The following is a 26638-nucleotide window of genomic DNA, read 5'->3' as shown; positions in this document are numbered from 1 at the left end:
GTGGTGCTGCCGCCGGGCGAATCCCGATCGATCACAATCGGATTCGCCACCACCGAGGTTGGGACCGTCGGCGCCACCTCCAGCGCCGCGGCACGCGCTTCTTCCGACAACAGGATCACGTGGTCCGCGCGGTTCAGCGTGGCGCCGACGAAGCGAGGGTGCGAGCGGGCGAACTCGGGAAAATCGGAGCCGTGGATGGTGATGATCACCCGGAAACCCCGGGCCCTCGCCAGCCGGATCAACGATCCTTCGCGCAACCACGCTCCGCCGTTCGAGATGTGGAAGTGCACGAGGGCCGCGCGGGGGGCCCGGGCCAGTGCCAGCCCGGCACGCGCCGTGAGAACGAGGCTCTTCGAGTGGCGCCGCCCGTTCCACGTCGACAGGACGCGGATGTCGTCCGCGCCGATGTTGTTGTCGCGGATGACCCGGATGACCGACTGCGTCCCACCGAAGCTGTACATGTCCGGCCCCACGTGAATGACCGCGATCATCGTCGCCCGGCTAGGTCCCACAGCAAATCGACCACACGGTCAACATAGATCAGCTTGTCAGCCGCGGTCGGCCGAAACGGTGGCAAACTCACCGCTTTTAACCGGCCCGTGACCGAAATCGGGCTGGCCCTCGTCCTGGCCCCTGTCTCGCAGGCCGGCAAAGGCCATCGCCGCGCCCAGGGCGAGACCGAGGGCCAGGGCGTCCATCGGCATCTCCGGCAACGGCCACACCGCGGAGATCGCGAGCAGGCCGGCGCCGACCGCCGCGCTGATCTTGCCCGGCACCGACGCACAGCGGAACGCCCGGACGACCGGTGTGAGCGCGAACCACGCGAAAACCGCCATGCCCACCGCCCCGGCTTTGGCCAGCCACCACTGGTAGAAGAGGTGCGAGTAGGTGGGGCCCAGCTTCCAGGCGAAGGCATTGGGGTCGTTCCCGGACGGCAATTGGTAGGCGTAGCCCAGACCGTGGCCGAACACCGGCGCCTGCGCGATGGCCTGGTTGAGCCGGGCGACTTCCCGCAGCCGGTCCAGCGTCGACTCGTCCACGGCGAGAGCACTTTTCGTAACCCCGCCAAGCACCCGCTGGTTGAACGCGGTGAACTGATCGCTGAGCCACGCGCCGGCCTCCGAATGCTGCAGCAGGAACAGCGATCCGGGCACCGTCACCGCGAAGATCGCCGTACTGACCGCGGCGACGGTCGCCGTCCGGCGCAGTGCCGCCCAGCCGAAGCTGGCGAGGAAGGCGACGGCGGCGGCCACCGCGACGGCGATCAGCGTGTTGCGGGCGAAGGACAGCAGCGAAATCACCAACGCGGGCGGCCCCAGCGCGAAGAACATGGCGGGCCGCACCCGGCCGATGATCGCCGCGGCGATCAGGGCGCTCAGCACCGCGGTGGCCGGCGTCTGGGTGGACAGCACGATGCGCAGCGCCTGCCCGGCGCCCGTCGTCCCCTCCAGGCTTTCCGCCCGGCCGGCCAGCCGGATGGCATGCAACGAACTCACGATGGCCATGCCCGCCGAAAACCACAGGATCACGATTATGACGCGGATCGTCCATTTGAGGTAGCCGCCGTAGACGATCAACAACGCCAGCACGAAGCCGACGACCATTTCGAGCAGGGTCGTCGATTCGCGCACCACCATTTCGGCGTCATGTCTCATCTCGAATCCGACGGCGGTGAAGATGAGCACGGCCGTGGTGAATATCAGCGGCAGCCGAAAATCGGCGAACCGCAGCCGCACGATCGGGAGCAGGTAGCAGATCGCGAGCACCGCGGTCACCTGGTACGCGTAGATCGCCACCGGCCCGATCACCTTGCCGACGTGCAACCCTTCGGGCAGCGCCGCGAACGCCCCGAAGAGCGTGACCCCCACCATCCCTTCCGGCTTCACCCAGTACACGACCAGACAGAACAACGCGGCGATCAGCAGTACGCCCTCGGTGGTTCGGCGCACCGAGAGCACGCCGAAGACAAAGCAGCCAAACACGAACAGCGCCAGCAGAATTCCGTCGATCACCAGGCGAGGCCGGCCCGGCAGGTAGGGGATCACGCCGGCCTGCTGACCTTCGCCCGGTAGCTGCGGGCGGCGGCCCTGCTGTGCACGGATGGCCGGGCGTCGGTCAGCACGGTGCCGACTATCTGGGCGCCGGCCGCGCGCAAGGCGGTTAACGCGTCTTTGAGTTCGTCGAAGGTGGTTCGCTTTGCCCGGACGACCAAGACCGTGGCCTGAACGGCGCCGGCCAGTAGAGCGGTGTCGGCCGTCGCCAGCACGGGCGGCCCGTCGACCACTGTCAGGTCGAAACGTGACGACAGGTTCTTCAGCACGTTGTCGATCACTTCCGGCGGGTAGGCGCTGCAGGGCGAGGTCTCGCGGCGCTGCGACCGCGATCCGAGCAGGAACAGCCTCGAAATCGGGGTCGGCTTCACGGCTTCCGTGGCGATTTCCGGGCTGGCCAGGGCGTGGCTCAGGCCCTCGCCCGATTCGACTTTCAGCAACCCGGCAATCACGGGGCGGCGGGTGTCGCCTTCGACGATGAGTATGTCCTGCCCGAGTTCGGCCAGTGCCCGCGACAGGTTGAGCACCGTGGTCGTGGTTCCCTCGCCGCCGAACGGCGCGGCCACCAGCACGCGGCGGGCCTCGGGTCCCATCGCCCTGCGCAGCCTTGCGATGAAGCCGCGCACGGCGTCGTCGAATGCGATGTCGGTGCCGAACCGCGGTGCGCTGCCACGCTTTCCGGGCAGTTCGGCCAGGGTCGGCAGGCCCGAAAGTTCTTCGAGCTTTTCGCGGGTGCGCACGGTGCGATCGCTGGCCTCGCGGGTCAGCGCTACCGCGATGGCCAGGAGCAGCCCGGCGGTGAACCCCATCACCGTGTTGCGCACCGGCGACGGCGTGATCGGACCGTCGGGCACCCGTGGCGCCTCCACCACCCTCGCCCTTGCCACCGGCGTTCCTTTGGCCATCGGCTGTTGCGGCGCAGGCACTTCCGTCGGCTGGCCCGGAGCCGGGGTGGGCTCGCCCGCCTCGGGTCGCGTGCCGACGGCTACCGGCCCGCTCGGCCCCGGATTCACGCCGAGCGTCCCGACGATCGCGGCGAATTGATCGGCCATCGCGCCCGCGAGCGCCGCGGAACGCGTCGCATCGGTGTCTTTGACGCTGATCGTGAACAGCATCGATTTCGCGGTGTATTTCACCTGGGTTTGGTTCACCAGTGCATCGGGGCTGATGGGGACCTGGAGCTGAGCCACCGCGCGCTCCGCCACCGTTCGTCCGCCGGCGATCTGGGCGTACGACGACAGCCGTTCCTGAGCCGTCAGCGTGCCGTTGTACAACTCGGTCAGGTCGGTAGCGCCGGAAAACGAGATGAGGACCGTGGCCGACGACTGATAGTGCTTGGTCTGAAACGCCGTCAGGGCCGCAGCGCCGATCGTGCACGCCAGCAGCGCGCCCACGAACAGTTTCCAGTGCGCGAACATGACCCGGATAAAGGTGCGGAAATCCATCCACTAAACCTCTCTGAGCCGACGCCACGCGAATAGCATCGATTCCGTTTACTGCTCACCCGCCGCGCAAAGTTTCGCACATTATGCAGCATCGTCATGCGGCATCGTCAGAATCGCTATTAGCGGTGTCCAGCCTCCTTTGTTTCAGCGTTCGGGCGTGACCGCATCGCGCGGTATGTCGAGCGTCGCGATCGGATACCAGCCCGATTCGTCCCGGTCGTCGCGGGCCATCCGCATCGGCGGGTAGTTCACCACGTGCGACGCGAGCGGCTTGTGCTGCTGCCATTCCGCGGCGGCACGCAGCGTGTAGCGCCCCGGCGCCAGGCCGGACATGTCGATGTGAACGGCCTCGGTTGACGACGCCGGCACCGGTTCCTTGCCGGGGTTGTCGCCGGTCTGCCCCTGGCCAAGAGCCTTGAGGTTGACCGTTGCCGGCAGGGTCCGAACGACCGCCCCCGAGAAATCCACCAGCCGGTAGCCGGGCACCCAGTTCTCGGTCGCGGCCGCCGAGCCGTAGTTGGTCCACACCGCCGAGACGGTCGCCACCTTGCCCTGCGTCGATTGCGAGCCGGGCCGCGCCTCGACCGAATACCGGTAGCCGGCGGCCACGTTGGCCTGGGCCCACAGCAGGTACAGCGCCGGGTTCATCGAGGTGCTGGAGTCCCGATCCGGGAAGTTGAAACTCGACGTCATCGACACGCGATAGCGGACGACGTCGTGCAGGCCCTTCTCGTAATAGGACCGCGGATCGGTGCCGGCCGGCAGCTGGCACCACTCGGTGATTACCAGCGCCGAGGCCAGCCGGTCCCTGATTGCGCCGACGAGCGGATCCTTCGACTCCACGTAATGCGACTTGTCCGACTCGGCCCACACCGGCAACGGCGCGAACACGCCCAGGCAATCCGAGCGGATGCCCACCGGCGCCGACAGTTTCTTGGTGACATCGTCGGCGAGTAACTGGCGCACGATTTCCGGGTTGAGCGCGGTCGTGACCAGTTGCGTGCGGGGGAACGCGGCGACGTTCGCCGCGACGAGCTGCCCGATGGCCGCTTTCGTGATGCTCTGGTCGCGAAACTGGCTGTAATAGCCCAGCCGCGCCTCGCTGTCTTCGGGGGACGCACCGGGTGCGCCCAGCTTGTCTCGCAGATACGCGATGTGGTTCTCGCTGAAATCCCCGTAGCCGGAGAACTCGAAAACGCTGAGCCGCTCGTCGCCGTCGTAGCGCCGGCCCAGCGCGGCCAGCAGCTGGCCGAACGCCTCCAGGTAGTTCGGGTCGTTCCAGTTGGGCACGACCTGTGTCACCCCGGGCGTCCACCAATAACGTTCGGGCCCCGTATAGCTGGTGGTCGCCGATCGCATCCAGTCGGGCACCGCGATGTTGGTGTTGTTCGGATAGGTGGCGTCGCAACAGGAGTTGTAGGCGTACACGCGCAGCGTCAGCCGCATGTTGCGCCCGGCCAGCTTCGCCAGCGCGTCGTCGATCGCGCTGAAATCGAACTTGCGGTCGTCCGGCGCGTCGGGGGGCAGCGTGCGCGGATCGGTGGGTTGCAACTGCCGCCACGACACCCGCTGACTCGCGTCGTACGACGCGGGCCACGCCGGATAGTGCTGCGCCGTATTGCTTTGCGGGAAAAGCGGCATCAAGAGGTCCTCGTACTGACCGCGCAGCGGGTTGGGGATCTCCTGCTCGGTCAACGGGATGGCCGGACTGGCGATCGGGATCAGCGGCTCGGGGTTACTGCGGCTGCTACACCCGCTGAGGGCCAGTGCCGCGCACACGGCAATGGCCGCCGTGCGCTTCCCCAGTATTCGGATCATCGTTGCGATGCTAGATCGCGCCCGGCGAATCATTGGCCATTCGTTGAAGAGTCGCGCGGAATATCTAGTGTCGCAATCGGATACATGCCCGATCCGTCGCGGCCGTCGCGGGCCAGCGCCATGGGGGCGTAGTTCACCACGTGTGAGGCGCCCGGCTTGTGCTGTTGCCAGTCAACGGATGCGCGCAGCGTGTAATGTCCCGGCGCCAAGCCCGTCAGGTCGACGTGAACCGACTCGGTCGCCGGGGCGGGGACCGGCTCCTCGCGCGATTGGCTGGAGTCGTCGTGAGCCAGCGTCTTGAGGTTCACCGTCGCCGGCACGGTCCGGACCACAGCTCCCGAGAAATCGACCAGCTTGTAGCCGGGCGTCCACTGTTCGGTCGCGGCCGCGGAGCCGTAGTTGGTCCAGACGACGGAAATGCTCGCCACCTTGCCCTGGATCGACTGCGAGCCCGGGCGCGCCTCGACCGAATACTGATAGCCGGCCGACGCATTGGCCTTGGCCCAGAGCACATACAAGTTCGCGTCCATCGCCGAAGTCGCGTCCCGGTCCGGGAATTTGGCGCTCGACGTCATCGACACGTGGTATCGGATGACGTCGTGCAGTCCCTTCTCGTAGTAGGCCCGCGGGTCGGCGCCGCTCGGTAGCTGGCACCATTCGCTGATCACCAGCGCCGAGGTCAGCCGCTGCTTGATCGCGTTGACCACCGCATCGTTGGTGCGCACATAGTGAGAGTCGTTGGACTCGGCCCAGGCCGGCAGCGGGTCCTGGACGCCGAGGCAATCCGAACGGATGCCCACCGGCGCGGACAGTTTCTTGGTGACGTCGTCGGCGAGCAGCTCGCGAACGATCTCCGGGTTCTGCGGGGTGACGACCAATTGCGTGTGGGGGAACGCGTCGACGTTCGCCGCCACGAGCCGCCGAATCGATGCGTTGGTGATGCTCTGATCACGAAACTGGCTGTAGTACCCCAGCATCGCCACGCTGTCGTCGGGCGACGGGCCTGGAGCTCCCAGCGCGTCGCGCAGATAGGCGACGTCGTTGCCGCTGGAATCCCCGTAGCCGGAAAACTCGAAAACGCTGAGCCTTTCGTCGCCGTCGTAGCGCCGGCCCAGCGCGGCCAGCAGTTGGGAGAAGCCGTCGAGGTAATCGAGGTTGTTCCAGTTCGGCACCACCTGCGTCACCCCCGCCGCGGAACCGTTCGGCGGCCCGGAATAGGTGGTGGCCGCCGGGCGCATCCAGTCGGGGATCGCGATGTTGGGGTTGCCCGAGTCGTTGCAGCACGAGCTGTACGCGTACGCGCGCAGAGTCATCCGCATGTTTCGGCTGGCCAGCTTCGTCAGCGCGTCGTCGATCGCGCTGAAATCGAACTTGCGATCGTCGGGCGCGTCGGGGGGCAGGGTGTGCGGATCGGTGGGCTGCAATTGCCGCCACGACACCCGCAGGCTCGCGTCATACGACGCGGGCCACGCCGGATAGCGCTGCTGGGCCGGATTACCCTGCGGGAAAAGGGGATTCAGTAGATCCTCGTACTGCCCGCGCAGCGGATTAGAAATCTCTTGGACGGTCGGCGGTATGGCCGGGCTGACCATCGCGGAAAGCGGTCCGGGGTCGTTGTGCCCGCCGCATCCGTCCAGCACCAGTGCGATTGTGCAGACGACAGCGGCCAGCACGCTTTTCTTCGATGGACGAAACATCGGAATGTCAGATCACGCCCAACGACAACGAATCGCGGTCGGCGAGGAACGGCATCGGCAACCAGCGCGCGGACAGCAACGCTTCCACCGCGTCACCCGGCACGGGCCGCGACAACAAGAATCCCTGGGCGCGGTGGCATCCGTGCTGCATCAATGTCAGTGCGGCGGCGGGTGTCTCGACTCCCTCGGCGACGACCTGCAGGCCGAAGGCCTCGGCCAGCCCGATGATCGCCCGAACGATGGCGAGGTCACCGGCGTTGGTGCCCAACTCGCGGACGAACGCGGTATCGATCTTGAGGATGTCGACCGGCAGGGACTTCAGGTGCGAGAGAACGGCATACCCGGTCCCGAAGTCGTCGATGGCGATCTGGACCCCGACCTCCTTGAGCTGCGTCAGCGTCTTGCGAGTGGTCTCGATGTCGTGCACCACGGCCCGCTCGGTGATCTCCAGGCAGAGCGATCCGCCGTCGATGCCGAACTCCTCGATGGTGTCGGCGACGCTGCGGACGAAACCGCGGGTGATCAGTTGAACGGGTGACACGTTGATGCGCAGCACGGCGCTCTGCCCGACACCGTTGGCGCGCCAGCGGCTGAATTCCGCGCAGGCGCTTCGCATTACCCACTGGCCCAGCTCGGCCGCGAGATTCGTCGTCTCTGCCACCCCGATGAACGAGTCCGGCAGCAGCAACCCCCAGATCGGGTGGCGCCAGCGGACCAGCGCCTCGGCGGCCACGATGGCCCCCGTCCACAGGTCGACCTCGGGCAGGTAGTGCAGCAGCAGCGCCTCGCTGTCGATGTCCCCGCGCAGGTGTAGCTCGATGTCGTTGCGGAAGGCGCTTTTCAGCGACATGTCATCCGTCGACACCGCGACCTGGTTACCGCCCGCGCGCTTGGCGGTCAGCACGGCCTCGTCGGCGCGGCGCAGCAGGTCGGCGCTGTTATCGCGGCCCGGCATGCCCACCGCCAGCCCGATGCTGACCGTGCGGGTGATCATGTATCCCCCGACGGCCATGCGTTCGTGCAGCATCGCGCCGATGCGACGCGCGAACGACTCCGCGGTTCCGGTCGACATCGGCTGGTCGGGGATGACGACGAACTCGTCGCCGCCCAACCGGGCGATCAAGCTCTGACTTCCCGCGCATACCCGGATGCGTTGCGCGAAGACCTTGATGAACCAGTCGCCCGCGGCGTGGCCCAGGTAGTCGTTGATCGGCTTCAACCGGTCGAGGTCGAAATACAGGACCGCGACGGGCCCCGGACTGCCCGCGGCCAGCCTCTCCGACAGATGCGCCACCAGCGCCCGGCGGTTGTACAGGCCGGTCAGGTCGTCGTGCTCGGCGAGGTAGCGCAGCTTTTCTTCCGCCGCGATGCGGGCCTGAAGCTGCGCAAAGAGGGCGGCGACGGCCTCGAGCGTGTTGAGCTCCTCCGGCCTCCACTTCCGGCTGCCGTATTTGACGAAGCCGAGCACGCCGGTGACCGCATCGCCCGAGACGAGCGGGGCCGCCGCCACCGAGGGCGAGGGGCGTCCCTTGGCTCCGCCGAGCCAGCGGTGCAGGGAATGGCCGCTCTGATCGTCCGGTATCACCACCGGTTTCCTGCTGCGCTCGCATTCCGCGAGCACCGGGTCGGCGCTGGTGAAGTGGACAACGGCCATCGGATCCGGGTGCGGAACGTCGGTGCGCGGCGGCCATTCCGCCACCAGGACCGAGGCCCGGACGTCCTGGTCGTGGTGGCGCAGGAAACTGCTGTCCATGTCGAACTGCTCGACGAGCTGCGCGAGTATCTGTTCGCTGATTTGAGTCGCGGTGGAACTCGTGGCCTGCATCAGCTGGGTGGCTACGGAAGTGACGACGAGATCGAGACTGCGCGGCACGGGCTCCTCCGACGTCGGGCAAATGTCCCGTCTGGGCGGCTGGCCCAATCAGTATCGCGAAGCGTAACACGGGCCGCACCGACCGAGCGGGGCTTGCGATGGGCCTGTACCTGGAGTTTTCGGTTCGATCCGGCGAGTGAAACAGCTCACAGTCCGGCCCGATCTGTCACACCCGGACCGGCCGCGGTGTCTCAAGGGCACGCGTCCCGTGAGAATAGGAGACAGAAATGAGCGAGGTCGCCGCCCCAAGAACCCATGTCGTCGTCGTCGGCGGCGGGTACGCCGGAACCGTGGCCGCCAACCGGCTGCGGCAGCGTCCGGACGTCGATATCACCCTGGTCAACTCCCGTCCCGTCTTCGTCGAACGGATTCGCTTGCACCAGTTGGTCGCCGACACCGGCGCCGCGACGGCAGAGTTCGGCGAGCTGCTGGGCGACTCCATCCGCCTGGTCGTCGACACCGTCGACCGCATCGCGTTCGCCGACCGGCGGGTGCTGCTCGCCTCGGGCGCCGAGCTGACCTACGACTACCTGATCTATGCCGTCGGCAGTACCGGCGCAATGCCATCGACGGTGCCCGGCGCCGCCGAATTCGCCTACGCCATCGCCGACCTGGAAAGCGCGCAGCGGCTGCGTTACGCCCTCGCCGACCTGCCGCCGGACGCCCCGGTCACCGTGATCGGCGCCGGATTGACCGGCATCGAGACGGCTTCCGAGCTGGGCGCGCGGGGGCGCCCGGTGACCCTGGTCTGCGGTGGGGCGCTCGGACCGTCGCTGAGCGAGCGGGGTCGGCGTTCGGTGGCCAAGCGACTGCGCAAGCTCGGCGTGAACGTCCTGGAGTTCGTCGCCGCGACCCAGGTCCGTTGGGACGCGGTGGTGCTGAGCGACGGCGCCGTGCTGCCCAGCGCCGCGACGGTGTGGACGGCCGGGTTCGCCGTGCCGGATCTGGCCGCGCGCAGCGGCCTGAGCACCGACGCGATCGGCCGGCTGCTCACCGACGAGACGCTGACCAGCGTCGACGACGATCGCATCGTCGCCGCCGGTGACGCCGCCGCGCCGTCGGGTCAGCCGCTGCGGATGAGCTGCCAGGCCGCCGGGCCGTTGGGCGCCCAGGCCGCCGACACCGTGCTCAGCCGCATCGCCGGGCGGACGCCCGCGGCGCTCAACCAGGCGTTCGTCGGCCAGTGCGTCAGCCTCGGCCGCGCCCACGCCACCTTCCAGCTCGCACGCACCGACGACACCCCGGTGAACGCGGTGCTGGCCGGCCGGACCGCGGCGTCCCTCAAGGAGGCGATCTGCAAGGGCACGCTGTGGGCTATCCGCCGCGAGGCCGCCAAGCCCGGCTCGTACTACTGGCTCAAGGGCGGCAACCGCGCAGCGCGGCTGCAGGCCGACGAGCGGGTCCCGCTGCCATGATCGCCCCCGGTGAGCACGCCGAACGGTTCACGCTGCTGCGGCCGTTGTTGTTCACCATCGCCTACGAAATCCTGGGCTCGGCGACCGAGGCCGACGACGTGTTGCAGGACAGCTATCTGCGGTGGGCCGACGTCGACCTCGCGACCGTGCGCGATACCAAGTCCTACCTGGCCCAGCTGGTCACCCGTCAGGCGCTCAACGCGCTGCGGGCGGGCGCGCGTCGCCGCGAGGAGTACGTGGGGCCGTGGCTGCCCGAGCCGCTGCTCACCGACGACCAGGACCCGTCGGCCGATGTCGTTCTGGCGGAATCGGTTTCGATGGCGATGCTGGTGCTACTGGAAACGCTGAGCCCCGACGAACGGGCCGTGTTCGTGCTGCGTGAGGTGTTCGGGTTCGACTACGCCGACATCGCCGAGGCGGTCGGCAAGCCCGCGCCGACCGTGCGGCAGGTGGCGCACCGGGCCCGCGAGCACGTGCGGGCGCGGCGCAAGCGCTTCGACACGGTGGACGCGCACCGCAACGCGGAGATCACCGCGCAGTTCCTGGCGACCGCGGCCAACGGCGACGTGGAGGCGCTGATCGCAATGCTCGCCCCGGATGCGACCTGGATGGCCGACAGCGGGGGCAAGGTGTCCGCCGCGCGGCGGCCGGTGGTCGGTGCCGAACGGGTGGCCAGGGCCATCGCCGGGCTGATGCGCAAGATGAGCAAATTGTGGGCCGCGGTGCGCATCGAGATGGTGACCTGCAACAGCGCCCCGGCGGTTCTGGTCTACCAGGACGAACACCTCGAGATGGTGATCACGCTGGAGATCGCCGGCGACAAGATCACCAACTTCTACGTGATGCGCAACCCCGACAAGCTGGCCGCGCTGGCGACGGCCCGCGACATCAGCCGCGCCTGAACCCCCGCTGCGGGGTGCGGCTGTCCGTCGTTCTGTCAAGCTAGATCGGTGCGAATCGACCACCTCGGCGACCTTGGCGACGCGCCCCGCGTGCTGCGCGCCGTCGGCGACGCCACCGGACGGCTCGGTTTGCCGCCGCCGGCCGCGCTGACCGGCGACTGGTTCGGCGCGCAGGCCGTCATCGCACCGAGCGTGTCGGCGCAACAAGTCGATGCCTACGACGCGTTCGCGGTCGGGTTGGGCGCGCGGACGCCGGATTCCGCGGCCGTGGGCGGCGGCTGGGTCGGCTACCTGTCCTATCCCGACGCCGGCGCCGATGGGCGTCCGAACCGGATCCCGGAGGCCGCCGGGGGGTGGACCGACTGCGTGCTGCGCCGCGACCGGGACGGGCAGTGGTGGTACGAAAGTCTTTCCGGGGCGCCGATGCCGGAGTGGCTGGCGGCGGCACTGGCCGCGACACCGGCGCCCGGACGCGAATGGCGGATCGACTGGGATGCGGCCGACCGGGCGGAGCACCGCGGCGGCGTGCTCGCCTGCCTGGAGGCGATCCGCGCCGGCGAGGTCTACCAGGCGTGCGTGTGCACGCAGTTCACCGGACGCGTCACCGGGGCGCCGCTGGATTTCTTCGTCGACGGCGTCGCGCGTACCGCTCCAGCGAGGGCGGCCTACGTCGCCGGGCCGTGGGGCGCGGTGGCGTCGTTGTCTCCGGAGCTTTTCCTGCGGCGCCGTGGTTGCGTCGTGACGTCCAGCCCGATCAAGGGGACCCTGCCGCTGGATGCCTGGCCGTCGGAGTTGCGGGCCTCGGCCAAAGAGGTCGCCGAGAACATCATGATCGTGGACCTGGTCCGCAACGACCTTGGCCGGGTGGCGATCACCGGCACGGTGACCGTGCCCGAGCTGCTGGTGGTGCGTCGTGCGCCCGGCGTGTGGCACCTGGTGTCCACGGTGGCGGCCCGGGTGCGCACGGAGCTGCCGACGACGGCGCTGCTGGACGCCGCCTTCCCGCCCGCCTCGGTCACCGGTACCCCCAAACACCGTGCCCGCCAATTGATTTCGCAATGGGAGCGGCGCCGCCGCGGAATATATTGCGGCACAGTCGGTTTGGCATCGCCAATCGCCGGGTGTGAGCTCAACGTCGCGATCCGCACCGTCGAGTTCGACGCGGCGGGCGGCGCGGTGCTCGGCGTGGGCGGCGGGATCACCGCCGACTCGGACCCCGACGCCGAATGGGAAGAATGTCTGCACAAGGCGGCTGGAGTCGGGCTCACATCCCCGACTCACTCGCGGCGTGACCGCAAGACCGCGTCGTAGAGCTGGCGCGAACGCACTCCCGGATGCGCCGCGGCCACCTCGCCGCACGCGTCCTTGACGCGGGCACCCCCCGCGACGAGCCGCTCCACGTCCGCCACCAACGACGGCAGGTCGGCGCGCGGGACGCCGCCGGCAAGGACGACGGTGATCTCGCCGAGCACGCCGTCGGCCGCCCACGTCGCCAGCTCGGCGAGCGATCCGCGCACCACTTCCTCGTGCACCTTGGTCAGCTCCCGGCAGACCGCCGCCGCGCGTTCACCGCCGAGCTCCTCGACGGCGTCGCGCAGGCACGCCGCCAGCCGGCGCGGCGATTCGAAGAACACGATGGTGCGCCGCTCGTCGGCCAATCCCTTGAGCCAAGTTTTGCGGGCCGAGCTCTTGCGCGGGGCGAAGCCCTCGAAGCAGAACTTCTCCGACGGCAAACCGGATACGGCCAGCGCCGTGGTCACCGCGGACGGTCCGGGCAGACACGTCACCGGCACCCCCGCGTCGACGCACGCGGCGACCAGCCGATAGCCGGGATCGCTGATCACCGGCATCCCGGCGTCGCTGACCACCAGCACCGTCGCCCCGGCCTTGACCGCGTCGACCAGCGCGGGCACCCGCGCGGCCTCGACCTGGTCGAACAGGCTGACCACCCGGCCGGTGATGGCGACGCCGAGGTTTTTGGCCAGGGTGCGCACCCGCCGCGTGTCCTCGGCCGCCACCACGTCGGCGCTCGCGAACGCGTCGATCAGCCGCGGCGAGGCGTCCGACGGCTGGCCCAACGGGGTCGCACCGAGCAACAGGCGACCGTAGGTCATGACGGACAGCCTACGATCGACACCGATGTCCGCTCCGGCCCGCGAAACCTCCGTGACAGTGGAGGATGCCGTCGGGGAGCGCGTCGTGCCGGTCGTCAGCCCGGGCCCGCTAATCCCGGTCGCCGATTTCGGGCCCACCGACCACATCCGCGGCTGGGTGGTCACGGGCGTGATCACGCTGCTCGCGACGGTGACCCGATTCCTCAACCTGGGCTCACCGACCGATTCGGGCACCCCGATCTTCGACGAGAAGCACTACGCGCCGCAGGCCTGGCAGGTGCTGCACAACCACGGGGTGGAAGACAATCCCGGCTTCGGGCTGGTGGTGCATCCGCCGGTCGGCAAGCAGCTGATCGCGTTCGGCGAGGCGATCTTCGGCTACAACGGGTTGGGCTGGCGGTTCACCGGCGCGCTGCTCGGCGTGGTGATGGTGACGCTGGTGCTGCGGATCGTGCGGCGGATCAGCCGATCGACGTTGGTGGGCGCCATCGCCGGCGTGCTGCTCATCTGCGACGGCGTCAGCTTCGTCGCCTCGCGGACCGCGCTGCTCGACGGCTTGCTCACGTTCTTCGTGGTTGCAGCGTTCGGCGCGCTGATCGTCGACCGTGATCAGGTGCGGCAACGAATGCATGTGGCCCTGCTGGAGGGCCGCGCCAGCGAAACGGTGTGGGGCCCGCGGCTGGGTGTGCGCTGGTGGCGCTTCCTCGCGGGGATTCTTCTCGGATTGGCTTGCGGGACAAAGTGGTCCGGCCTTTACTTCGTGCTGTTCTTCGGCGCGATGTCGTTGGCGTTCGACGTGGCGGCGCGCCGGCAATACCAGGTGACCCGGCCCTGGCTGGGGGTTTTCCGGCGTGACCTCATCCCCACCGCGTATGCGCTGGCGTTCATCCCGTTCGCGGTCTACCTGGCCAGCTATGCACCGTGGTTCGCCTCGGAGACCGCGATCGACCGGCACGAGGTCGGCCAGACGATCGGCCCCCACTCCGTAATTCCGCTGCCCGACGCCATCCGCTCCCTGTGGCACTACACCGCCAAGGCCTTCCAATTCCATGCGGGCCTGACGAATTCGGCCGGCAACTACCACCCGTGGGAATCCAAACCGTGGAGCTGGCCGATGTCGTTGCGGCCGGTGCTCTATGCCATCGACCAGCAGAACGTGGCTGGTTGCGGGGCGCAATCGTGTGTGAAGGCCGAGATGCTGGTCGGCACTCCCGCGATGTGGTGGCTGGCGGTGCCGGTGCTGATCTATGCCCTTTGGCGATCGGTGATCCGGCGGGACTGGCGCTACGCCGTGGTCTTGGTGGGCTATTGCGCGGGATGGCTGCCCTGGTTCGCCGACATCGACCGGCAGATGTACTTCTTCTACGCGGCGACCATGGCGCCGTTCCTGGTGATGGGGATCGCCCTGATATGTGGGGACATCCTCTACGCGCGTGGTCAAAGCTCCGAGCGACGGACGCTGGGCCTGATCGCGGTGTGCTGCTACGTCGCGTTAGTGGTGACCAACTTCGCCTGGCTGTTCCCGGTGCTTACCGGTCTGCCCATCTCGCAACAGACCTGGGACATGGAGATCTGGCTGCCCAGCTGGCGGTAGTTCGGGTTTCTGCGCCGAGATTGCCGTGAGGGCTGTGCTCGCGGGGCCGATCGCGACCATGACGGCAATCTCGGCGGGTTGTCGGTCACCGCAAGCATCATGAGCGCGTGGCGGGGGTATTTCGCGGGACGGAGGCAGTCGCCTGCGGCGCGCTGACCCGCGGCCAACTGCGCTGGAACTACCGGCGAATCCATCGCAACGTGTACCTGCCGAAAAATGGGGTCAGGTCGTTGCGGGACAACGCCCAAGCGGCGTGGCTGTGGTCGGGACGGCGCGGCATCATCGCCGGCCGTGCCGCCGCTGCGCTCCACGGAGCCAAGTGGATCGACGATTTCACCCCTATAGAGATTGTCGGACCGTTCAACCATCCACCTCCCGGCACGATTGTTCGCCGCGAACGCATCGGCGGTGAGGACGTCGTCGAACTGGACGGCCTCCCTGTGACTGGTCTTGCGCGCACGGCGTTCGATCTGGCCAGGCATCTGCCGCCCGCCGTCGCGGTCGCCCACCTCGACGCGCTGTCGGCGGCGACCGGCGTCACCGCGGCAGACGTGGCCCCTTTAATAGTTCGGCATAAGGGGGCACGCGGTGTGCGCCGATGCCAGGTACCTCTCGCGTTAATGGACGGCGGGGCACAGTCCCCGAAGGAAAGCTGGTTGCGAATGGTCCTCATCGACGCCGGCCTACCCCAGCCCGTCACGCAGATTCGCGTCACCGATGGACAGCTCGTCGCGTACCTCGACATGGGATGGGAGGGGCCGATGGTCGCAATCGAATACGACGGGGACCAACACCGAACCGATCGAAGGCAATACGTGAAGGACATCCGGCGAGCTGAGATGGTCAGTCGCCTCGGCTGGCACGTGATCAGGGTGATCAACGAGGACCGGCCCAACGTCATCGTGCAGCGGGCGCGCGACGCGCTGGCGCGCCGTTCTGCGCCGAGATTGCCGGGAGGGCTGTGATTCGCACGCCGATCGCGACCATGACGGCAATCTCGGCGCGAAAGGCTACACCGGGTCGCGGGCGACGGGGCAGCACATGCAGCGGGGGCCGCCGCGGCCGGTACCCAATTCCGAGCCCGCGATGGTCAGCACTTCAATGCCGGCGTCCTGCAGGCGGCTGTTGGTCTGCATGTTGCGTTCGTAGGCGACGACGACCCCGGGCGTCAGAGCCAACGTGTTGTTGCCGTCGTCCCACTGTTCGCGTTCGGCGATGACGGGATCGAGACCGGTATCGATGACGCGCAGCTTGTCGATCTCCATCGCCTTGGCGGCGGCTTCCAGGAACGGCGTTTCGTCGCTGATGGTGACGCCGTCGGGCGTGCGCTGGATGGTGAAGGCCGAGAGCGTGTCGACGACGTTGGCATACATCACCACGGTGTCGGTGTCGACCATCGTGCACACCGTGTCCAGGTGCATCTGCGCGCGTTTCTGAGCGATCGGCACGGCCAGCACGGTGTTCGCGAGGTCGTCGTCAAATAGGCTGCGCGCCAACGCTTCCGCGCCCGCCGGGGTGGTGCGTTCGCCGACCCCGACGGCGAGCACACCGGGCGCGAGCAACAGCACGTCGCCGCCCTCGACCGGGGCGGTGCGCGACTCGTAGGCGCGCCGCACGCCGGTGAACCGCGGGTGGTGCGCGTAGATGAGGTCCGTCAGCGACGCCTCGCGAACGCGGGCCCGCAGCGCCAGCGTCGGGATCACGACCCGCGGCCCGATCCAGATCGACGAATCCCGCGTGAACACCAGGTTCGGCAAGGGCTCGATGACGAAGTCCGCGCCGTGGTGCATCCGAAGCACCAACGACACGTCGGTGCGGGTGTCCGGCGGGAGTTCGTTGAACGTCATGCCCGCCATGAGGACATTCGCGAGGCGGACCGGGTCAAGCCCGCGCAGATAGGCCGAAAGCTCTTGCGCCAGAGGCGCACCGAGCCGGCGCGCATCGACCGCGGCGGCAACCCCCTGCATCCGGGCGGCCCCGCTGTGGTTGAGCGCCTCGGTCAGCAGGTCGGACAGCAGCAACACCTCCACCCCGCGCGACCGCAGCAGCTCGGCGAACTGATCGTGCTCCTCCTGCGCGCGAGCGACCCACGGCAACCCGTCGAACAGCAGCTGGTCGCTGTTGCGCGGATTGAGTCGCCCCAACTCGGCGCCGGGACGGTGCAGGATGGCGACGCGTAGCGTGCCCACTTCGGACTCGGTGCTCAGCTCAACACCCACGGTTAAAACGGTAGCCGGTCGCCGGGCCGCTCTCCTCTCGATCGAACGGATGTGCGATAGACTGGCGCCCGTGAGCGTCACGGTCCAGGGCTCGCTGTTCCAACACACCGAGCGCAGACAACTCGGCGACGGCGCGTTCATCGAGCTGCGCGCCGGCTGGCTGACCGATGCCGACGACCTGCTCACCGCGTTGCTGTCCACCGTGCCGTGGCGGGCCGAACGCCGCCACATGTACGACCGCATGGTCGACGTCCCGCGGCTGGTGAGTTTTCACGACCTCGCGGTCGAAGACCCTCCCCACCCTCGCCTGGCGCGGCTGCGCCGACGGCTCAACGACATCTACGCCGGCGAGCTCGGCGAGCCCTTCAACACGGTGGGGTTGTGCTGCTATCGCGACGGCTCCGACAGCGTCGCCTGGCACGGCGACACCATCGGCCGAAGCAGCTCGGAAGACACCATGGTGGCCATCGTCAGCCTCGGCGCCACACGCACTTTCGCGATGCGCCGCCGGGGTGGCGGCCCGTCGCTGCGGCTGCCGCAGGCGCACGGCGACCTGCTGGTGATGGGCGGATCATGCCAACGCACCTGGGAACACTCGGTGCCGAAGACGGCGGCGCCAACCGGTCCGCGCGTCAGCATCCAGTTCCGCCCCCGCGACGTCCGCTAGGGCCGAGTCAGCTGCGAACCGCGGCCACCGCCTTGACCAGCAGGTCGCGGGCACGCTGCGTGTCCACTTTCGCGACCGGCTGGTCGGGCACCACAAGCGGATTGGCGATGACGATCACCTGGTAGGCGCCGAATTGGGCCGAGTAGTCGTACAACTCGCCGGTGTGGGCCGTGTTTCCGACGAGCGCCTGCAACACGCGGTGCACCCCGAACGTGTGCGTCCCGTCGATGTGCGGGGCGTCGATCACCTCGAGGCCGCCGCGCACCTGGCCCCCGGAAAACGCCACCCTGGTGCAGTCCTTCGCCGGATCCTCGACCGGCACCGGCTTGGAGGTTTCCACCGCGATGACGACGTAGCGGTCGCCGTTGCCCTCGGCGGACACCGCGGCCATATTGCCCTGCAAGTCCGGGGGCATGGCCGGGCCAAGCGCGGTTTTCGCGCAGTTGGGGGGATCGAAACTCAGGCCGTCGGGCAGCTTGCGGGCGGACAGGAACTTGGGATCGATTGCCCTTTCGCTGATATCGGCGACCTTGAACTCCGGCCCGAAGCTCGACTTCACCCCGGAGACCTTGGCGATGTCGGCCCTCGTCGAGGCGGCATCCGAACCCGATGAGCAGCCGGCGAGCACGCAGACGGATGCGATCGCCGACACCACCTTGAACATCGTGGCCAATCTACCCAACCCCGTTGCTCAGCTGCGTAACGTGGACACCGTTTTGACCAGAAGATCGGCGGCGAATTGGGGTGGCAGCGCCGGCAACGCCGACCCGGGGTCGGTGATCAGCGTGGTGAACGCGTAGTAGCCGCCCAGGTACGCGGTGAATGTGTATGCGCGCGAATCGATTTCGGTGCCCGCCTCGACGGACGCCTTGATATCGGCCACCATGCCGACCGTCTCGGCGCCGTCGATGTGCGGTGCGTCGGTGAGGTGAACACCGACCGTGGTGTGTCCGGAAGTCATGGTCCACTGGCCGCACGCCGCGACCAGGTTGTGGTCGAGGTCCACCGGGCCGGGCAATGCAACGACAACCGTGTCGACGATCCCGCCCGCCCCCGACGCGGACAACCCTTGCGCGGATCCGCCGTGCCCGTTGCCCGGGTCGGCGAGTGCCGCGCACCGCGCCGGCTTGGCCGCCGCATCGGCTCCGAGGCCCCAGATCACGTTCGGTGAGGCCGCACCGGGGATGGTGGTGGTCACCTCGTAGTTGGGCGGCAGCTCGCGCACCACCCGCTTGATGTTGGCGGGGTTGACGGCGACGCCGTGCGCCGACGACGAGGGTGAGGCCGGCGGTTTGGGTGAGTGTGAATGGGCGCACCCGCTCACCAGCAGGATGAGCGCCACGCCAATCCACAACGGCCGCATGCGCTTTAGCCGACCGCCTCGATCACCTGGCGAGCAATGCGCTCGATCTGGTCGGCCATCTCACGCTTGAGGTGCAGGTCGCGCCGGCGCGGCACATCGATGACGGTGGTGATGACACCGACGTCTTCGCGCTGCCAGACCGCACCGTAGCGGTCCATGATGGTGCGCATCGGCAAGTTGTCGGAAAGCATTCGCGCGGAGAACCTTTCGACGCCGTCGACGCGGGCGGCGATGGACAGCGCACCGATCAGGAAGCTACCGATCCCCCGGCCCTGGTAGGCGTCGGCGACCGTGAACGCGATCTCTGCGATCGTGGGGTCGGTCTCGTCGCGGACGAACCGCGCGTCGGCCACCGGGTCGCTGCCGTCGGTCATCACCCAGACGAAGTGGTCGACGTAGTCGACCTCGGCCAGGTAGTGCATCAACGCCGGACTGGGCAGCCGGGCCGTCATGAACCGGCGATACAGCGTCTCGCTGGAGAATTGGATATGGCCGTGAACCGTGCGCTCGTCGTCGCCGGGCAGCACCGGGCGCAACAGTAGGTCGCTGCCGTCGCGGACGCGCACCGGGATCGGGGTGATGAACGCGGCAAGGCGCTGGCGGACGGTGCGCAGCAGCCGCGGCATCACTCCGGGGATGTGCAGCATCCGGGTGAACGCGTCGTTGTCACCGATCCAGCCGGTTAGCGGTTCGGCCGTGGTGACCGTCGCGATCCGCGGGATGTCGCGCAGCAGGGCGATCTCCCCGATGATCGTGCCCGCGGATGCCTCCCCGACGGCCACCGTGCCGTCGTAACCGACGTGCTTGATTTCGGCGGTGCCCGACGAGATCAGCAGGAACGAAACCGCCTGCTCCCCTTGCCGCATCAGCACCTGGCCCGCCGCGGCGCGCAGCGGCTGAAGGGTCGCGGCCAGCGGCGCTAAGTCCTCGGCGGGGCATCCCTCGAAGACGTCCATCGTCGCGAGTTCTTCGACTCGCGCACCGGTCAATCCGGCCACTGCAACATCCCGCCGATCAACGAATTGCGGCCCGCTACAGGTTAGGGCGTTTGCCGCTGGCGCAGCAACAATGTGCCCAGTTCCGCGAAATTTCGGCGGGGTTGCGGCGAGAATCGGAAAACATGCGGCCAACCAGGATCCAGGTGGGCGATCTCTGGTTCGATGCGCTGACCGAACATGAGGTCGTCGACGTCGTGCGCAAGTCCTGGGCCGCGGACCAGGGCGGCTCGATCGTCCCGGTGAATGTCGACGTGGCCCGGGCGGCCAGCCGAGACGGCGCGCTCGCTGACCTCATCGCGAGGGCGTCGCTTGTCGTCGCCGACGGGATGCCGCTGGTGTGGGCGGCGCGGATGAAGGGTGAAAAGCTGCCCGAGCGGGTCGCGGGGTCGTCACTGATATCCGCGCTCTGCGGGGCGGCGGCCGCCGACGGAAAGTCGGTCTACCTGTTCGGCGGCGCCGACGGGGTGCCGCAGAAGGCGGCCGACGCGCTCGCCGCGCGATTCGCCCGCTTGCGCATCGCGGGCACGCAGTCACCGGAGTTCGGCTTCGACCGGACCGAGAGCGGAGCGCGGGAGGCGATCTCCGCCGTCGCGGCGGCCGCACCCGATCTGGTGTTTGTCGGCTTGGGCTTTCCCAGGCAGGAGCGCCTCATCGAACAACTGCGGCAGGAACTGCCCAATGCGTGGTGCCTGGCCTGCGGCGGGGGCATCTCGATGGCCGCGGGAGTGGTCCGTCGCGCCTCTCCGGTGATGCAGCGCCTGGGCTTCGAGTGGTTGCACAGGTTGCTGCAGGAGCCGCGGCGGCTGGCGGGCAGGTATCTGCGCGACGATCTGCCGTTCGCGCTCGCCCTGGTGACTCGGTCTGCGGCCCAACGTTTTAGGCGAGGATGAGCCGTACGGCCGCGGCGAGGTCGTCGACCACGGCGTCGGCGTTCGCGGCTTCCCCGCCGCCGGGGCGGAGCAGGACGGTGGCCGCGCCGGCCGCCCGGCCGGCCAGCACGTCGGCGTCGCTGTCGCCGATCATCACCGACTCGGCCAGGTCGAAATCGTGTTCCCGTGCCGCGCGGAACAACATGCCGCCCAGTGGCTTTCGGCAGTCGCAGCTATCCGCCGCGTGCGGGCAATGATAGGCGGCGTCGAGCCGCGCGCCTTCGGCCGCTAGGAGTTCTTGCAGACGACTCTGGATGGCGTCGAAATGTGCTGGGTCAGCGGACGGCTCGGAGAGCCAACGCTGGTTGGTCACCAGGACGGTACGTATACCCGCCGCGTTGAGTGCGGCCAGCGCCTTGGCCGCGCCGGGCAGCAGCACCAATTCTGCCGGCGATCGAATGTATTCGCCCTCGGCGGCCTTGACGTTGATCGTCCCGTCCCGATCCAGGAAGACGGTGCGCACGTGCCGCAAGTCCATCGTCAGGACGGCCTCATGCGGGTCGCGAAAACAGTGCCGCCTCAACCATTTCGCAAATCGTGTGACCCAAGTGCAGGCACGCCTCCTGGATCCGCCCGGTGTCGTCGCTCGGTACCCGGATACAGATGTCGGCAAGGCCGGCCACCTTCCCGCCCCGCGCGCCGGTGAGCACCACGGTCGTCATCTCGGCCTGGCCGGCCGCCTCGAGCGCGCGAACGACGTTCGGTGAGTTGCCCGAGGTGCTGAGCCCGACGACCACATCTCCCGGGCGACCGGCGGCGAGCACCTGGCGGGTGAAGACCTCGTCGTAGGAGTAGTCGTTGCCGATCGCCGTCATCGCCGCCGTGGCGTCGGGGAGGCTGAGGGCGGCAAGGCCGGGGCGGTCAAAAGCGAAGCGGCCCATGAGTTCTGCGGCCAGATGGCCGGCGTCTTGCGCCGACCCGCCGTTGCCGAAGAAGATCACCTTGCCGCCGGAGCGCAGGGAATCGATCATGGCCCGCGCCACCTCGACGGTCTGCGCGGCGAAATCTCCGTCCAGCATCTGGCGCTTGACCGCGATCGTGTCGGCCAATCTCTCGTGGACTGTCGCCGCGCTGGGTGGGACGACGTCCGACATGCTCATGCCAGCCATGTGGTCAATCCCTTGCTCTCGAAGGCGAATTCGGTGATGGTGGCCCCGGCGGACTCGAGGGTTTCGATCAGCCGATGCTTTTTCGCGAAGTCGCAGAACAGCAGGATGTAGCCGCCACCGCCCGCGCCGGTGATCTTGCCGCCGAGCGCGCCGTTTTTCAGGGCGAGGTCGTAGAGCTCGTCGATGCGCTCGTTTGTGATGTAGGGCGACATGCGTTTCTTCTGGGTCCACGCTTCGCCCAGCAGCGCGCCGAAATCGGTGAGCTTGCCCGTCAGCAGCGCGGCCTTCATGGCGACGGCGAGTTCCTTCTGGGCGCGTAGCCCCGCGAGCGTGTCATCGGCACCCGTTGTGGCGCGGCGCGTTTGGTCGTCGATCACTCGTGCTGAGTCGCGCGTGATGCCGGTGAAGCACAGCAGCAGGCTCATCTCGAGCTCGTAGGCGATTTCGTCGCGGACGCGCAACGGGTTGACGATCACCCGATCGGTGAACTCGATGAAGTTGAATCCGCCGAACGTCGCGGCGTACATGTCCTGCATGCCGCCGGTGATGCCCAGGTCTTCGCGTTCGATGGCGCAGGCCAGTTGGGCGGTTTCGTATTCGCCCATGGGGACCCCGTAGTGCTCGGCGAGCATGCCGGTGAGCGCCACCATCATCGTCGACGAGGAGCCCAGCCCCGAGCCCGGCGGAGCGCTCGACCGCAGCACCATGTCGTAGCCGTCCGTGCCGTCGCGGCCAAACCGCCGCACCGCCGCCTTGATCAGATCGAGGCTGCCGTCGTAGAGGATCTCGCTGTCGAGGCTCATCTCGGTGGTGGTCTTGAAGTCCACCGACTCGACGGTCACGACACGATCGGTGCGCGGGGTCAGGGATCCCTGCGCGTAGCGGTCGATCGTCGCCGACAGGACGCAGCCGCCTTCGGTCGCCGGGAACGGTGGCACGTCGGTGCCGCCTCCGGCGAACGAGATCCGCAACGGCGCGCGGGCGCGGATTCGAGGACCTGCCACGGACATTCTCTTTCGACGCGGTTCGCTCAGCGGTTGCTGCGAATCACTGTCCATGAGGTACGCGTTCATCACAACCACCTCACGAACAGTTCATGCCGGCGTGCCAAAACACCGGTTTGCCACGAAGGAACCGGCACAGAGTATCAACGAACCCGCAGGTGCGTTGCGCTTTTGCCGGACTCGGGCCCTCAGGCGTACTGGTTTGCCGGGGGGTTCACCGGCGTGATCGTGACGGCCCGCAACGTCGGGATCGGCGGCGTGTGCGGCTGCCGAACCGCGGGGGTCACCTCGCCCTCGACCCGCAACCAGGTGTTGTCGGGGAACTTTGTGGCGGCGCCGCCGTCGTGGGCGCGCAGATGGATCCGCGCGAGTTGGGCGTCGGCGGCGCAGCAGATGATGACGATGCGGGCGAGGTCGACGCCGCCCGGTTCGTTGAGGACAAAACCGGTCACCGTGATCAGCCGATTGGTCAACGAACCCGAGCTGTCGTTGGCCGCGCGCATCACCACGTCGGGCAGCGAGACCTCGGGGGCCCGTCCGGCTGGTAGCGGCGGAAACCCATGGCGCAGAACGTCATTGGACACGTTCGTCACCCGGGTGGCGGCTTGCGGCCGCAACGGCGGGGGCGTGACGAAGATCAGGACGACGATGGGCACGACGAGCAGCCACACCACGCCGGTGCGGTGGGAATGCCCGTCCGCGTCGTGCGCGGGCCCGCCACGCCTGATGTCGCCGACGATCGCCGCGAGCGCGAACCCGATGGTGAGGACGGCGGTGAGCGCCAGCCAGGGCAGCAGCGACGGCTTGACGTAGCGAGTGAACGCGCCGGTGAGCGTGATCATCCCGATGCTCAGCCCCACCAGCAGCAGGACGGTGTTCTCGGTTTCGCGCCTCATGCCGATGAGCCGAGCAGCAGCACGCCGACGAGGGTCGCCGCGGCGACGGCGACCACCAGCGTGGCGGGGGCGAACCGGGCGGCGAACGGCCGGCCGAACATGCCGGACTGCATCGCGAGCAGCTTGACGTCGATGGCCGGGCCCACCACCAGGAACACCAGCCGCGGCACCAGGGGAACCATCGTCAGGCTGGAGGCCACGAACGCGTCGGCCTCCGAGCACACCGCGAGCGCCACCGCCAACGCCGCCATCACGATGACGCCGAGGATCAAGTGCGCACCCACATGCTCGAAGACCCGTGGAGGCACCGCCACGTGTAGCGCCGCGGCGGCGGCCGCCCCGATGACCAGGTAGGCCGCTCCCTGCAGGAAGTCCTGCCGGGCCACCTCGCTGAATTGCTGCCACCTGGATCCCGATATGTGCATGGCGTTCGGTGGCAGCCGGCGGGTGATCCACTCGGTGCGACCCCAGCGTGACCACATCAACCCCATCACGAGGGCGGTCAGCAGTGACGCGCCCACGCGAGCGATGACCATTTTCGGCTGACCGGGAAAGGCGACGGCCGTCGCGACCACCACGACCGGATTGATGGCCGGGGCGGCGAGCATGAACGTCAGCGCCGCCGCTCCCGCCGCGCCCCCGTCGCCGAACAGGCGCCGCGCCACCGGAACCGACCCGCACTCGCATCCGGGCAGCGCGGCCCCGGCCAGGCCGGCGGCGACGACCGCCGACGCGGGACGGCGGGGTAGCCATCGCACCAGCCGTTCGGGTGGCAGGAACACCGCGATCAATCCACTGACCAGAACCCCCAAGCCCAGGAAGGGCAGGGCCTGGACGAAGACTCCGCAGAACACCGTGCTCGCGGTGGCCAACGTGTCGCTGCGCGCGACGTTGGCGCGCAGCCACGTCCCGGCGATCGCGAACGCGACCAAACCGACGACCAGGATTTCCATGGACCCGACGCGCAGGACGCGCGCGGCGCTCATCGGGTCCACCCGGGCGTAAGGATCACGATGTAAGTCATGGAATGAAAATGATTATCACTGGGCGCGCGGCTTCGCCGCACCCGGGCTGCCGACGTGGCGACACCGCCCACTAGCGTCGGAACAAATGAGCCAGGATCCGGTCGAGTTGACCCGTGGCCTCCTCGACGAGACCGCCGTGCCGCGGCACGGCTTTCTCGAAGTGTTGGGGGAATCGACGAGTTCTCCGGTTCCCACTTGCGCAGCGCGCGATGAACAGCCCGTTTGTCGCGACCGTGTACGAGCGGCTGTGGCGTCCGATGGCTTTCTACCTTGCCAGCGTCCGAAGTGCCGGCTGGTCTCGTGAGCGTCGAGGACACGCACCGAGCCATGACACGTCAGCGACGAGACGCCTAGGCGCTGCTCGCGCACCAGACGTTAGGCCGGGAACTGGATAATTGTCCCCTTGGGAAATATGCCTGGCCGCTTCTGATTCGGGCTTGAGATCTGGCCCGCAACTTGCATCGGCTTGAGCGTCTTCGTCTTCACGTGAGTTTCAAGGTACGGCGTCGCGACGATCACGTGCGCCATCACCGTTTCGATGGTGACGGCTTGACCACGGAAGAACTCCATGAGGTGCCTGCGCAGCGGCTCGGTGTCGACAAGCTCAGAGAAGATCACTTCCTGGTTGGCAAATCGATCCCGGAAGGTGTAGTCCCCGCTCGGGGCGACCTTCCACATCGATTCCTTCATCCGGCTCATGCCGATCGGTTCTCGGGTGCAGTAGAAGAGGTCGTATACACGTTTGCCGCGGTCGTCGTACATCGTGAAGCTCTGGATGTACGGAAAGTTGCACTCGTCGTGAAGTCGCTGCTTGTAGAGGTCGTGGACGAAATTGGCGCTCTCTCCGGGGGCGAGCGTGGCGACGCCCTTGAACTCGTCTGTCCCGAATAGGTCCTCGAGCGCTTTGTCAATCTGACCACTGCCCGACCAGCGCACGCTCGCCTCGTTGGCGAAGTAGACCAACATCTCCGCTTTCGGAAAGTCCGTCAGACGCTTCAAGATCGCCATCGGCGTGGCCTTGACCCCGACCGGATCGACGAAGGCGAAGATCGGAGCGAGCTTGGCCTCCCTCTTGTCGATGTCATCGAGGATTTCGGTAGTCAGATCGATAAAGCTTGAGTTGTTGATGTCGATCTTGACGTTCGCTGGCCATGGTTGATGTGCAGCCTGGAGCGCCGCAAGCTGCTCTCCAAGATGGTTAGCACAGCCCTCGTCTTGTTCGTTGAACAGGAACACGAACTCGGTGGCGCTCATCGTCGTGAACGCCGCGTGCTCAATCAGCGTCTGCAGCGCGATGACCGGCGACCCCGGCGAGCCGCCGAGGTACTCGCCTGGGCCGGCGAAGGCGTCGTAGTAAACGACCCGCTTATTCCACCGCGCAATGATTGGAAACCAAGCGCCCAGGTAGCGGCGTAGGAGTGCATGCTTCGCGGCAGTGTGCGGAGGGCATTCACGAAGTTCGAAGGCCTTCTTCGGCTTGGGCGACATCCTGCACCGGCTTTCAGTGTTCGGTTCCGCA

General features: G+C 67.9%; 24 protein-coding genes. 7 read left to right on the top strand and 17 right to left on the bottom strand.

Annotation, left to right across the window (positions count from 1 at the left end; genetic code table 11):
• The 6 genes from A5745_RS20330 to A5745_RS20305 all read right to left on the bottom strand — a co-directional run.
• Nucleotides 1–491 (bottom strand): glycosyltransferase (locus tag A5745_RS20330; RefSeq protein WP_139329707.1); only part of this gene is annotated, 491 nt, incomplete at its 3' end.
• A 57-nt stretch (nucleotides 492–548) separates the two neighbouring features.
• Nucleotides 549–2045, bottom strand: coding sequence for an O-antigen ligase family protein (locus A5745_RS20325; protein WP_076118458.1), 1497 nt, complete (start codon nucleotides 2043–2045; stop codon nucleotides 549–551).
• The gene (locus tag A5745_RS20320; protein ID WP_076118455.1) at nucleotides 2042–3496 is read right to left on the bottom strand and encodes a polysaccharide biosynthesis tyrosine autokinase; all 1455 of its coding nucleotides are present in this window, start codon (nucleotides 3494–3496) and stop codon (nucleotides 2042–2044) included. Before A5745_RS20320 ends, A5745_RS20325 begins: the two co-directional genes overlap by 4 nt.
• Nucleotides 3497–3640: 144 nt before the next feature.
• Nucleotides 3641–5314 (bottom strand): hypothetical protein, encoded by a 1674-nt coding sequence (locus A5745_RS20315; RefSeq protein WP_254848626.1) that lies wholly within the window; start codon nucleotides 5312–5314, stop codon nucleotides 3641–3643.
• A 29-nt stretch (nucleotides 5315–5343) separates the two neighbouring features.
• Nucleotides 5344–7011, bottom strand: coding sequence for a hypothetical protein (locus A5745_RS20310; RefSeq protein WP_076118453.1), 1668 nt, complete (start codon nucleotides 7009–7011; stop codon nucleotides 5344–5346).
• A gap of 7 nt (nucleotides 7012–7018) precedes the next feature.
• A complete protein-coding gene (locus A5745_RS20305; RefSeq protein WP_076118451.1) occupies nucleotides 7019–8884 on the bottom strand; it encodes a bifunctional diguanylate cyclase/phosphodiesterase in 1866 nt (621 codons plus the stop codon).
• Nucleotides 8885–9111: 227 nt separating this feature from the next.
• On the opposite strand from A5745_RS20305, the gene A5745_RS20300 reads away from it, so the two are divergent.
• The 3 genes from A5745_RS20300 to A5745_RS20290 are packed head-to-tail and all read left to right on the top strand — an operon-like array spanning nucleotide 9112 to nucleotide 12512.
• On the top strand, nucleotides 9112–10299 hold the full coding sequence (locus A5745_RS20300; protein WP_076118449.1) for an NAD(P)/FAD-dependent oxidoreductase: 1188 nt from the start codon (nucleotides 9112–9114) through the stop codon (nucleotides 10297–10299).
• Nucleotides 10296–11201 (top strand): RNA polymerase sigma-70 factor, encoded by a 906-nt coding sequence (locus A5745_RS20295; RefSeq protein WP_076118447.1) that lies wholly within the window; start codon nucleotides 10296–10298, stop codon nucleotides 11199–11201. Before A5745_RS20300 ends, A5745_RS20295 begins: the two co-directional genes overlap by 4 nt.
• A gap of 48 nt (nucleotides 11202–11249) precedes the next feature.
• Complete coding sequence (locus A5745_RS20290) at nucleotides 11250–12512, top strand: aminodeoxychorismate synthase component I (RefSeq protein ID WP_076118444.1); 1263 nt, start codon at nucleotides 11250–11252, stop codon at nucleotides 12510–12512.
• Here the strand turns inward: A5745_RS20290 and rsmI are convergent.
• Nucleotides 12479–13315: a 16S rRNA (cytidine(1402)-2'-O)-methyltransferase gene (gene rsmI, locus A5745_RS20285; RefSeq protein WP_076118442.1), complete on the bottom strand. Its 837-nt coding sequence runs from the start codon at nucleotides 13313–13315 to the stop codon at nucleotides 12479–12481. The genes A5745_RS20290 and rsmI overlap by 34 nt on opposite strands.
• 25 nt (nucleotides 13316–13340) lie before the next feature.
• Between rsmI and A5745_RS20280 the strand changes: the two genes are divergently transcribed.
• Together A5745_RS20280 and A5745_RS20275 are read left to right on the top strand one after the other, a co-directional pair.
• On the top strand, nucleotides 13341–14909 hold the full coding sequence (locus A5745_RS20280; protein ID WP_076118441.1) for a dolichyl-phosphate-mannose--protein mannosyltransferase: 1569 nt from the start codon (nucleotides 13341–13343) through the stop codon (nucleotides 14907–14909).
• Nucleotides 14910–15016: 107 nt separating this feature from the next.
• Nucleotides 15017–15874, top strand: coding sequence for a DUF559 domain-containing protein (locus tag A5745_RS20275; protein ID WP_076118438.1), 858 nt, complete (start codon nucleotides 15017–15019; stop codon nucleotides 15872–15874).
• A gap of 45 nt (nucleotides 15875–15919) precedes the next feature.
• Here A5745_RS20275 and arcA read toward each other — a convergent pair whose 3' ends face one another.
• Nucleotides 15920–17128 carry an arginine deiminase gene (arcA, locus tag A5745_RS20270; RefSeq protein ID WP_076118436.1) on the bottom strand — a complete coding sequence of 403 codons (1209 nt, stop codon included), beginning with the start codon at nucleotides 17126–17128 and terminating at the stop codon, nucleotides 15920–15922.
• Nucleotides 17129–17198: 70 nt separating this feature from the next.
• On the opposite strand from arcA, the gene A5745_RS20265 reads away from it, so the two are divergent.
• Nucleotides 17199–17795: an alpha-ketoglutarate-dependent dioxygenase AlkB gene (locus A5745_RS20265; protein WP_217695295.1), complete on the top strand. Its 597-nt coding sequence runs from the start codon at nucleotides 17199–17201 to the stop codon at nucleotides 17793–17795.
• Between the two features lie 7 nt (nucleotides 17796–17802).
• Here the strand turns inward: A5745_RS20265 and A5745_RS20260 are convergent, their stop codons facing one another.
• Genes A5745_RS20260 through A5745_RS20250 form a run of 3 tightly spaced genes read right to left on the bottom strand, consistent with a single transcriptional unit; the run spans nucleotide 17803 to nucleotide 20114 of the window.
• On the bottom strand, nucleotides 17803–18459 hold the full coding sequence (locus A5745_RS20260; protein WP_076118432.1) for a DUF5642 family protein: 657 nt from the start codon (nucleotides 18457–18459) through the stop codon (nucleotides 17803–17805).
• A 27-nt stretch (nucleotides 18460–18486) separates the two neighbouring features.
• Entirely contained in the window at nucleotides 18487–19158 is a 672-nt protein-coding gene (locus tag A5745_RS20255) for a DUF5642 family protein (RefSeq protein ID WP_076118430.1), read from the bottom strand.
• Nucleotides 19159–19163: 5 nt separating this feature from the next.
• The gene (locus A5745_RS20250) at nucleotides 19164–20114 is read right to left on the bottom strand and encodes a GNAT family N-acetyltransferase (protein WP_139329710.1); all 951 of its coding nucleotides are present in this window, start codon (nucleotides 20112–20114) and stop codon (nucleotides 19164–19166) included.
• A 164-nt stretch (nucleotides 20115–20278) separates the two neighbouring features.
• On the opposite strand from A5745_RS20250, the gene A5745_RS20245 reads away from it, so the two are divergent.
• Nucleotides 20279–21046 carry a WecB/TagA/CpsF family glycosyltransferase gene (locus A5745_RS20245; RefSeq protein WP_076118426.1) on the top strand — a complete coding sequence of 256 codons (768 nt, stop codon included), beginning with the start codon at nucleotides 20279–20281 and terminating at the stop codon, nucleotides 21044–21046.
• On the opposite strand, the gene A5745_RS20240 is transcribed toward A5745_RS20245, so the two are convergent.
• From A5745_RS20240 to tcmP, 6 genes are all read right to left on the bottom strand, one after another.
• Complete coding sequence (locus A5745_RS20240; RefSeq protein WP_254848625.1) at nucleotides 21033–21563, bottom strand: HAD-IIIA family hydrolase; 531 nt, start codon at nucleotides 21561–21563, stop codon at nucleotides 21033–21035. The two genes, A5745_RS20245 and A5745_RS20240, sit on opposite strands and share 14 nt — an antisense overlap.
• A 13-nt stretch (nucleotides 21564–21576) precedes the next feature.
• On the bottom strand, nucleotides 21577–22194 hold the full coding sequence (locus tag A5745_RS20235) for an SIS domain-containing protein (protein WP_139329706.1): 618 nt from the start codon (nucleotides 22192–22194) through the stop codon (nucleotides 21577–21579).
• Complete coding sequence (locus A5745_RS20230) at nucleotides 22182–23198, bottom strand: GHMP kinase (RefSeq protein ID WP_139329705.1); 1017 nt, start codon at nucleotides 23196–23198, stop codon at nucleotides 22182–22184. The genes A5745_RS20235 and A5745_RS20230 overlap by 13 nt, the downstream gene beginning before the upstream one ends.
• A 188-nt stretch (nucleotides 23199–23386) precedes the next feature.
• Nucleotides 23387–24094, bottom strand: a complete 708-nt coding sequence (locus A5745_RS20225; RefSeq protein WP_076118420.1) for a TIGR03943 family protein — start codon at nucleotides 24092–24094, stop codon at nucleotides 23387–23389.
• Nucleotides 24091–25080: a permease gene (locus tag A5745_RS20220; RefSeq protein WP_076118418.1), complete on the bottom strand. Its 990-nt coding sequence runs from the start codon at nucleotides 25078–25080 to the stop codon at nucleotides 24091–24093. The genes A5745_RS20225 and A5745_RS20220 overlap by 4 nt, the downstream gene beginning before the upstream one ends.
• Nucleotides 25081–25494: 414 nt before the next feature.
• Entirely contained in the window at nucleotides 25495–26607 is a 1113-nt protein-coding gene (tcmP, locus tag A5745_RS20215; protein WP_076118415.1) for a three-Cys-motif partner protein TcmP, read from the bottom strand.
• Nucleotides 26608–26638 lie beyond the last annotated feature (31 nt).

Origin of the sequence: Mycobacterium sp. IS-2888 (genome assembly GCF_001954215.1) — a bacterium.
Taxonomy (GTDB): domain Bacteria; phylum Actinomycetota; class Actinomycetes; order Mycobacteriales; family Mycobacteriaceae; genus Mycobacterium.
The sequence above is the reverse complement of the archived record's forward strand: the minus strand, read 5'-3'. Positions and strand labels throughout refer to the sequence as shown.

What these genes read in the sequence shown, in the direction of transcription:
- A5745_RS20220 (WP_076118418.1), bottom strand. Translation starts at nt 25,080, where the DNA reads ATGAGCGCCGCGCGCGTCCTGCGCGTCGGGTCCATGGAAATCCTGGTC.
- tcmP (WP_076118415.1), bottom strand. Translation starts at nt 26,607, where the DNA reads ATGTCGCCCAAGCCGAAGAAGGCCTTCGAACTTCGTGAATGCCCTCCG.
- A5745_RS20235 (WP_139329706.1), bottom strand. Translation starts at nt 22,194, where the DNA reads ATGGCTGGCATGAGCATGTCGGACGTCGTCCCACCCAGCGCGGCGACA.
- A5745_RS20300 (WP_076118449.1), top strand. Translation starts at nt 9,112, where the DNA reads ATGAGCGAGGTCGCCGCCCCAAGAACCCATGTCGTCGTCGTCGGCGGC.
- A5745_RS20295 (WP_076118447.1), top strand. Translation starts at nt 10,296, where the DNA reads ATGATCGCCCCCGGTGAGCACGCCGAACGGTTCACGCTGCTGCGGCCG.
- A5745_RS20250 (WP_139329710.1), bottom strand. Translation starts at nt 20,114, where the DNA reads ATGGACGTCTTCGAGGGATGCCCCGCCGAGGACTTAGCGCCGCTGGCC.
- A5745_RS20280 (WP_076118441.1), top strand. Translation starts at nt 13,341, where the DNA reads ATGTCCGCTCCGGCCCGCGAAACCTCCGTGACAGTGGAGGATGCCGTC.
- A5745_RS20320 (WP_076118455.1), bottom strand. Translation starts at nt 3,496, where the DNA reads ATGGATTTCCGCACCTTTATCCGGGTCATGTTCGCGCACTGGAAACTG.
- A5745_RS20260 (WP_076118432.1), bottom strand. Translation starts at nt 18,459, where the DNA reads ATGTTCAAGGTGGTGTCGGCGATCGCATCCGTCTGCGTGCTCGCCGGC.
- A5745_RS20225 (WP_076118420.1), bottom strand. Translation starts at nt 24,094, where the DNA reads ATGAGGCGCGAAACCGAGAACACCGTCCTGCTGCTGGTGGGGCTGAGC.
- A5745_RS20310 (WP_076118453.1), bottom strand. Translation starts at nt 7,011, where the DNA reads ATGTTTCGTCCATCGAAGAAAAGCGTGCTGGCCGCTGTCGTCTGCACA.
- rsmI (WP_076118442.1), bottom strand. Translation starts at nt 13,315, where the DNA reads ATGACCTACGGTCGCCTGTTGCTCGGTGCGACCCCGTTGGGCCAGCCG.
- A5745_RS20245 (WP_076118426.1), top strand. Translation starts at nt 20,279, where the DNA reads ATGCGGCCAACCAGGATCCAGGTGGGCGATCTCTGGTTCGATGCGCTG.
- A5745_RS20255 (WP_076118430.1), bottom strand. Translation starts at nt 19,158, where the DNA reads ATGCGGCCGTTGTGGATTGGCGTGGCGCTCATCCTGCTGGTGAGCGGG.
- A5745_RS20240 (WP_254848625.1), bottom strand. Translation starts at nt 21,563, where the DNA reads ATGGACTTGCGGCACGTGCGCACCGTCTTCCTGGATCGGGACGGGACG.
- A5745_RS20315 (WP_254848626.1), bottom strand. Translation starts at nt 5,314, where the DNA reads ATGATCCGAATACTGGGGAAGCGCACGGCGGCCATTGCCGTGTGCGCG.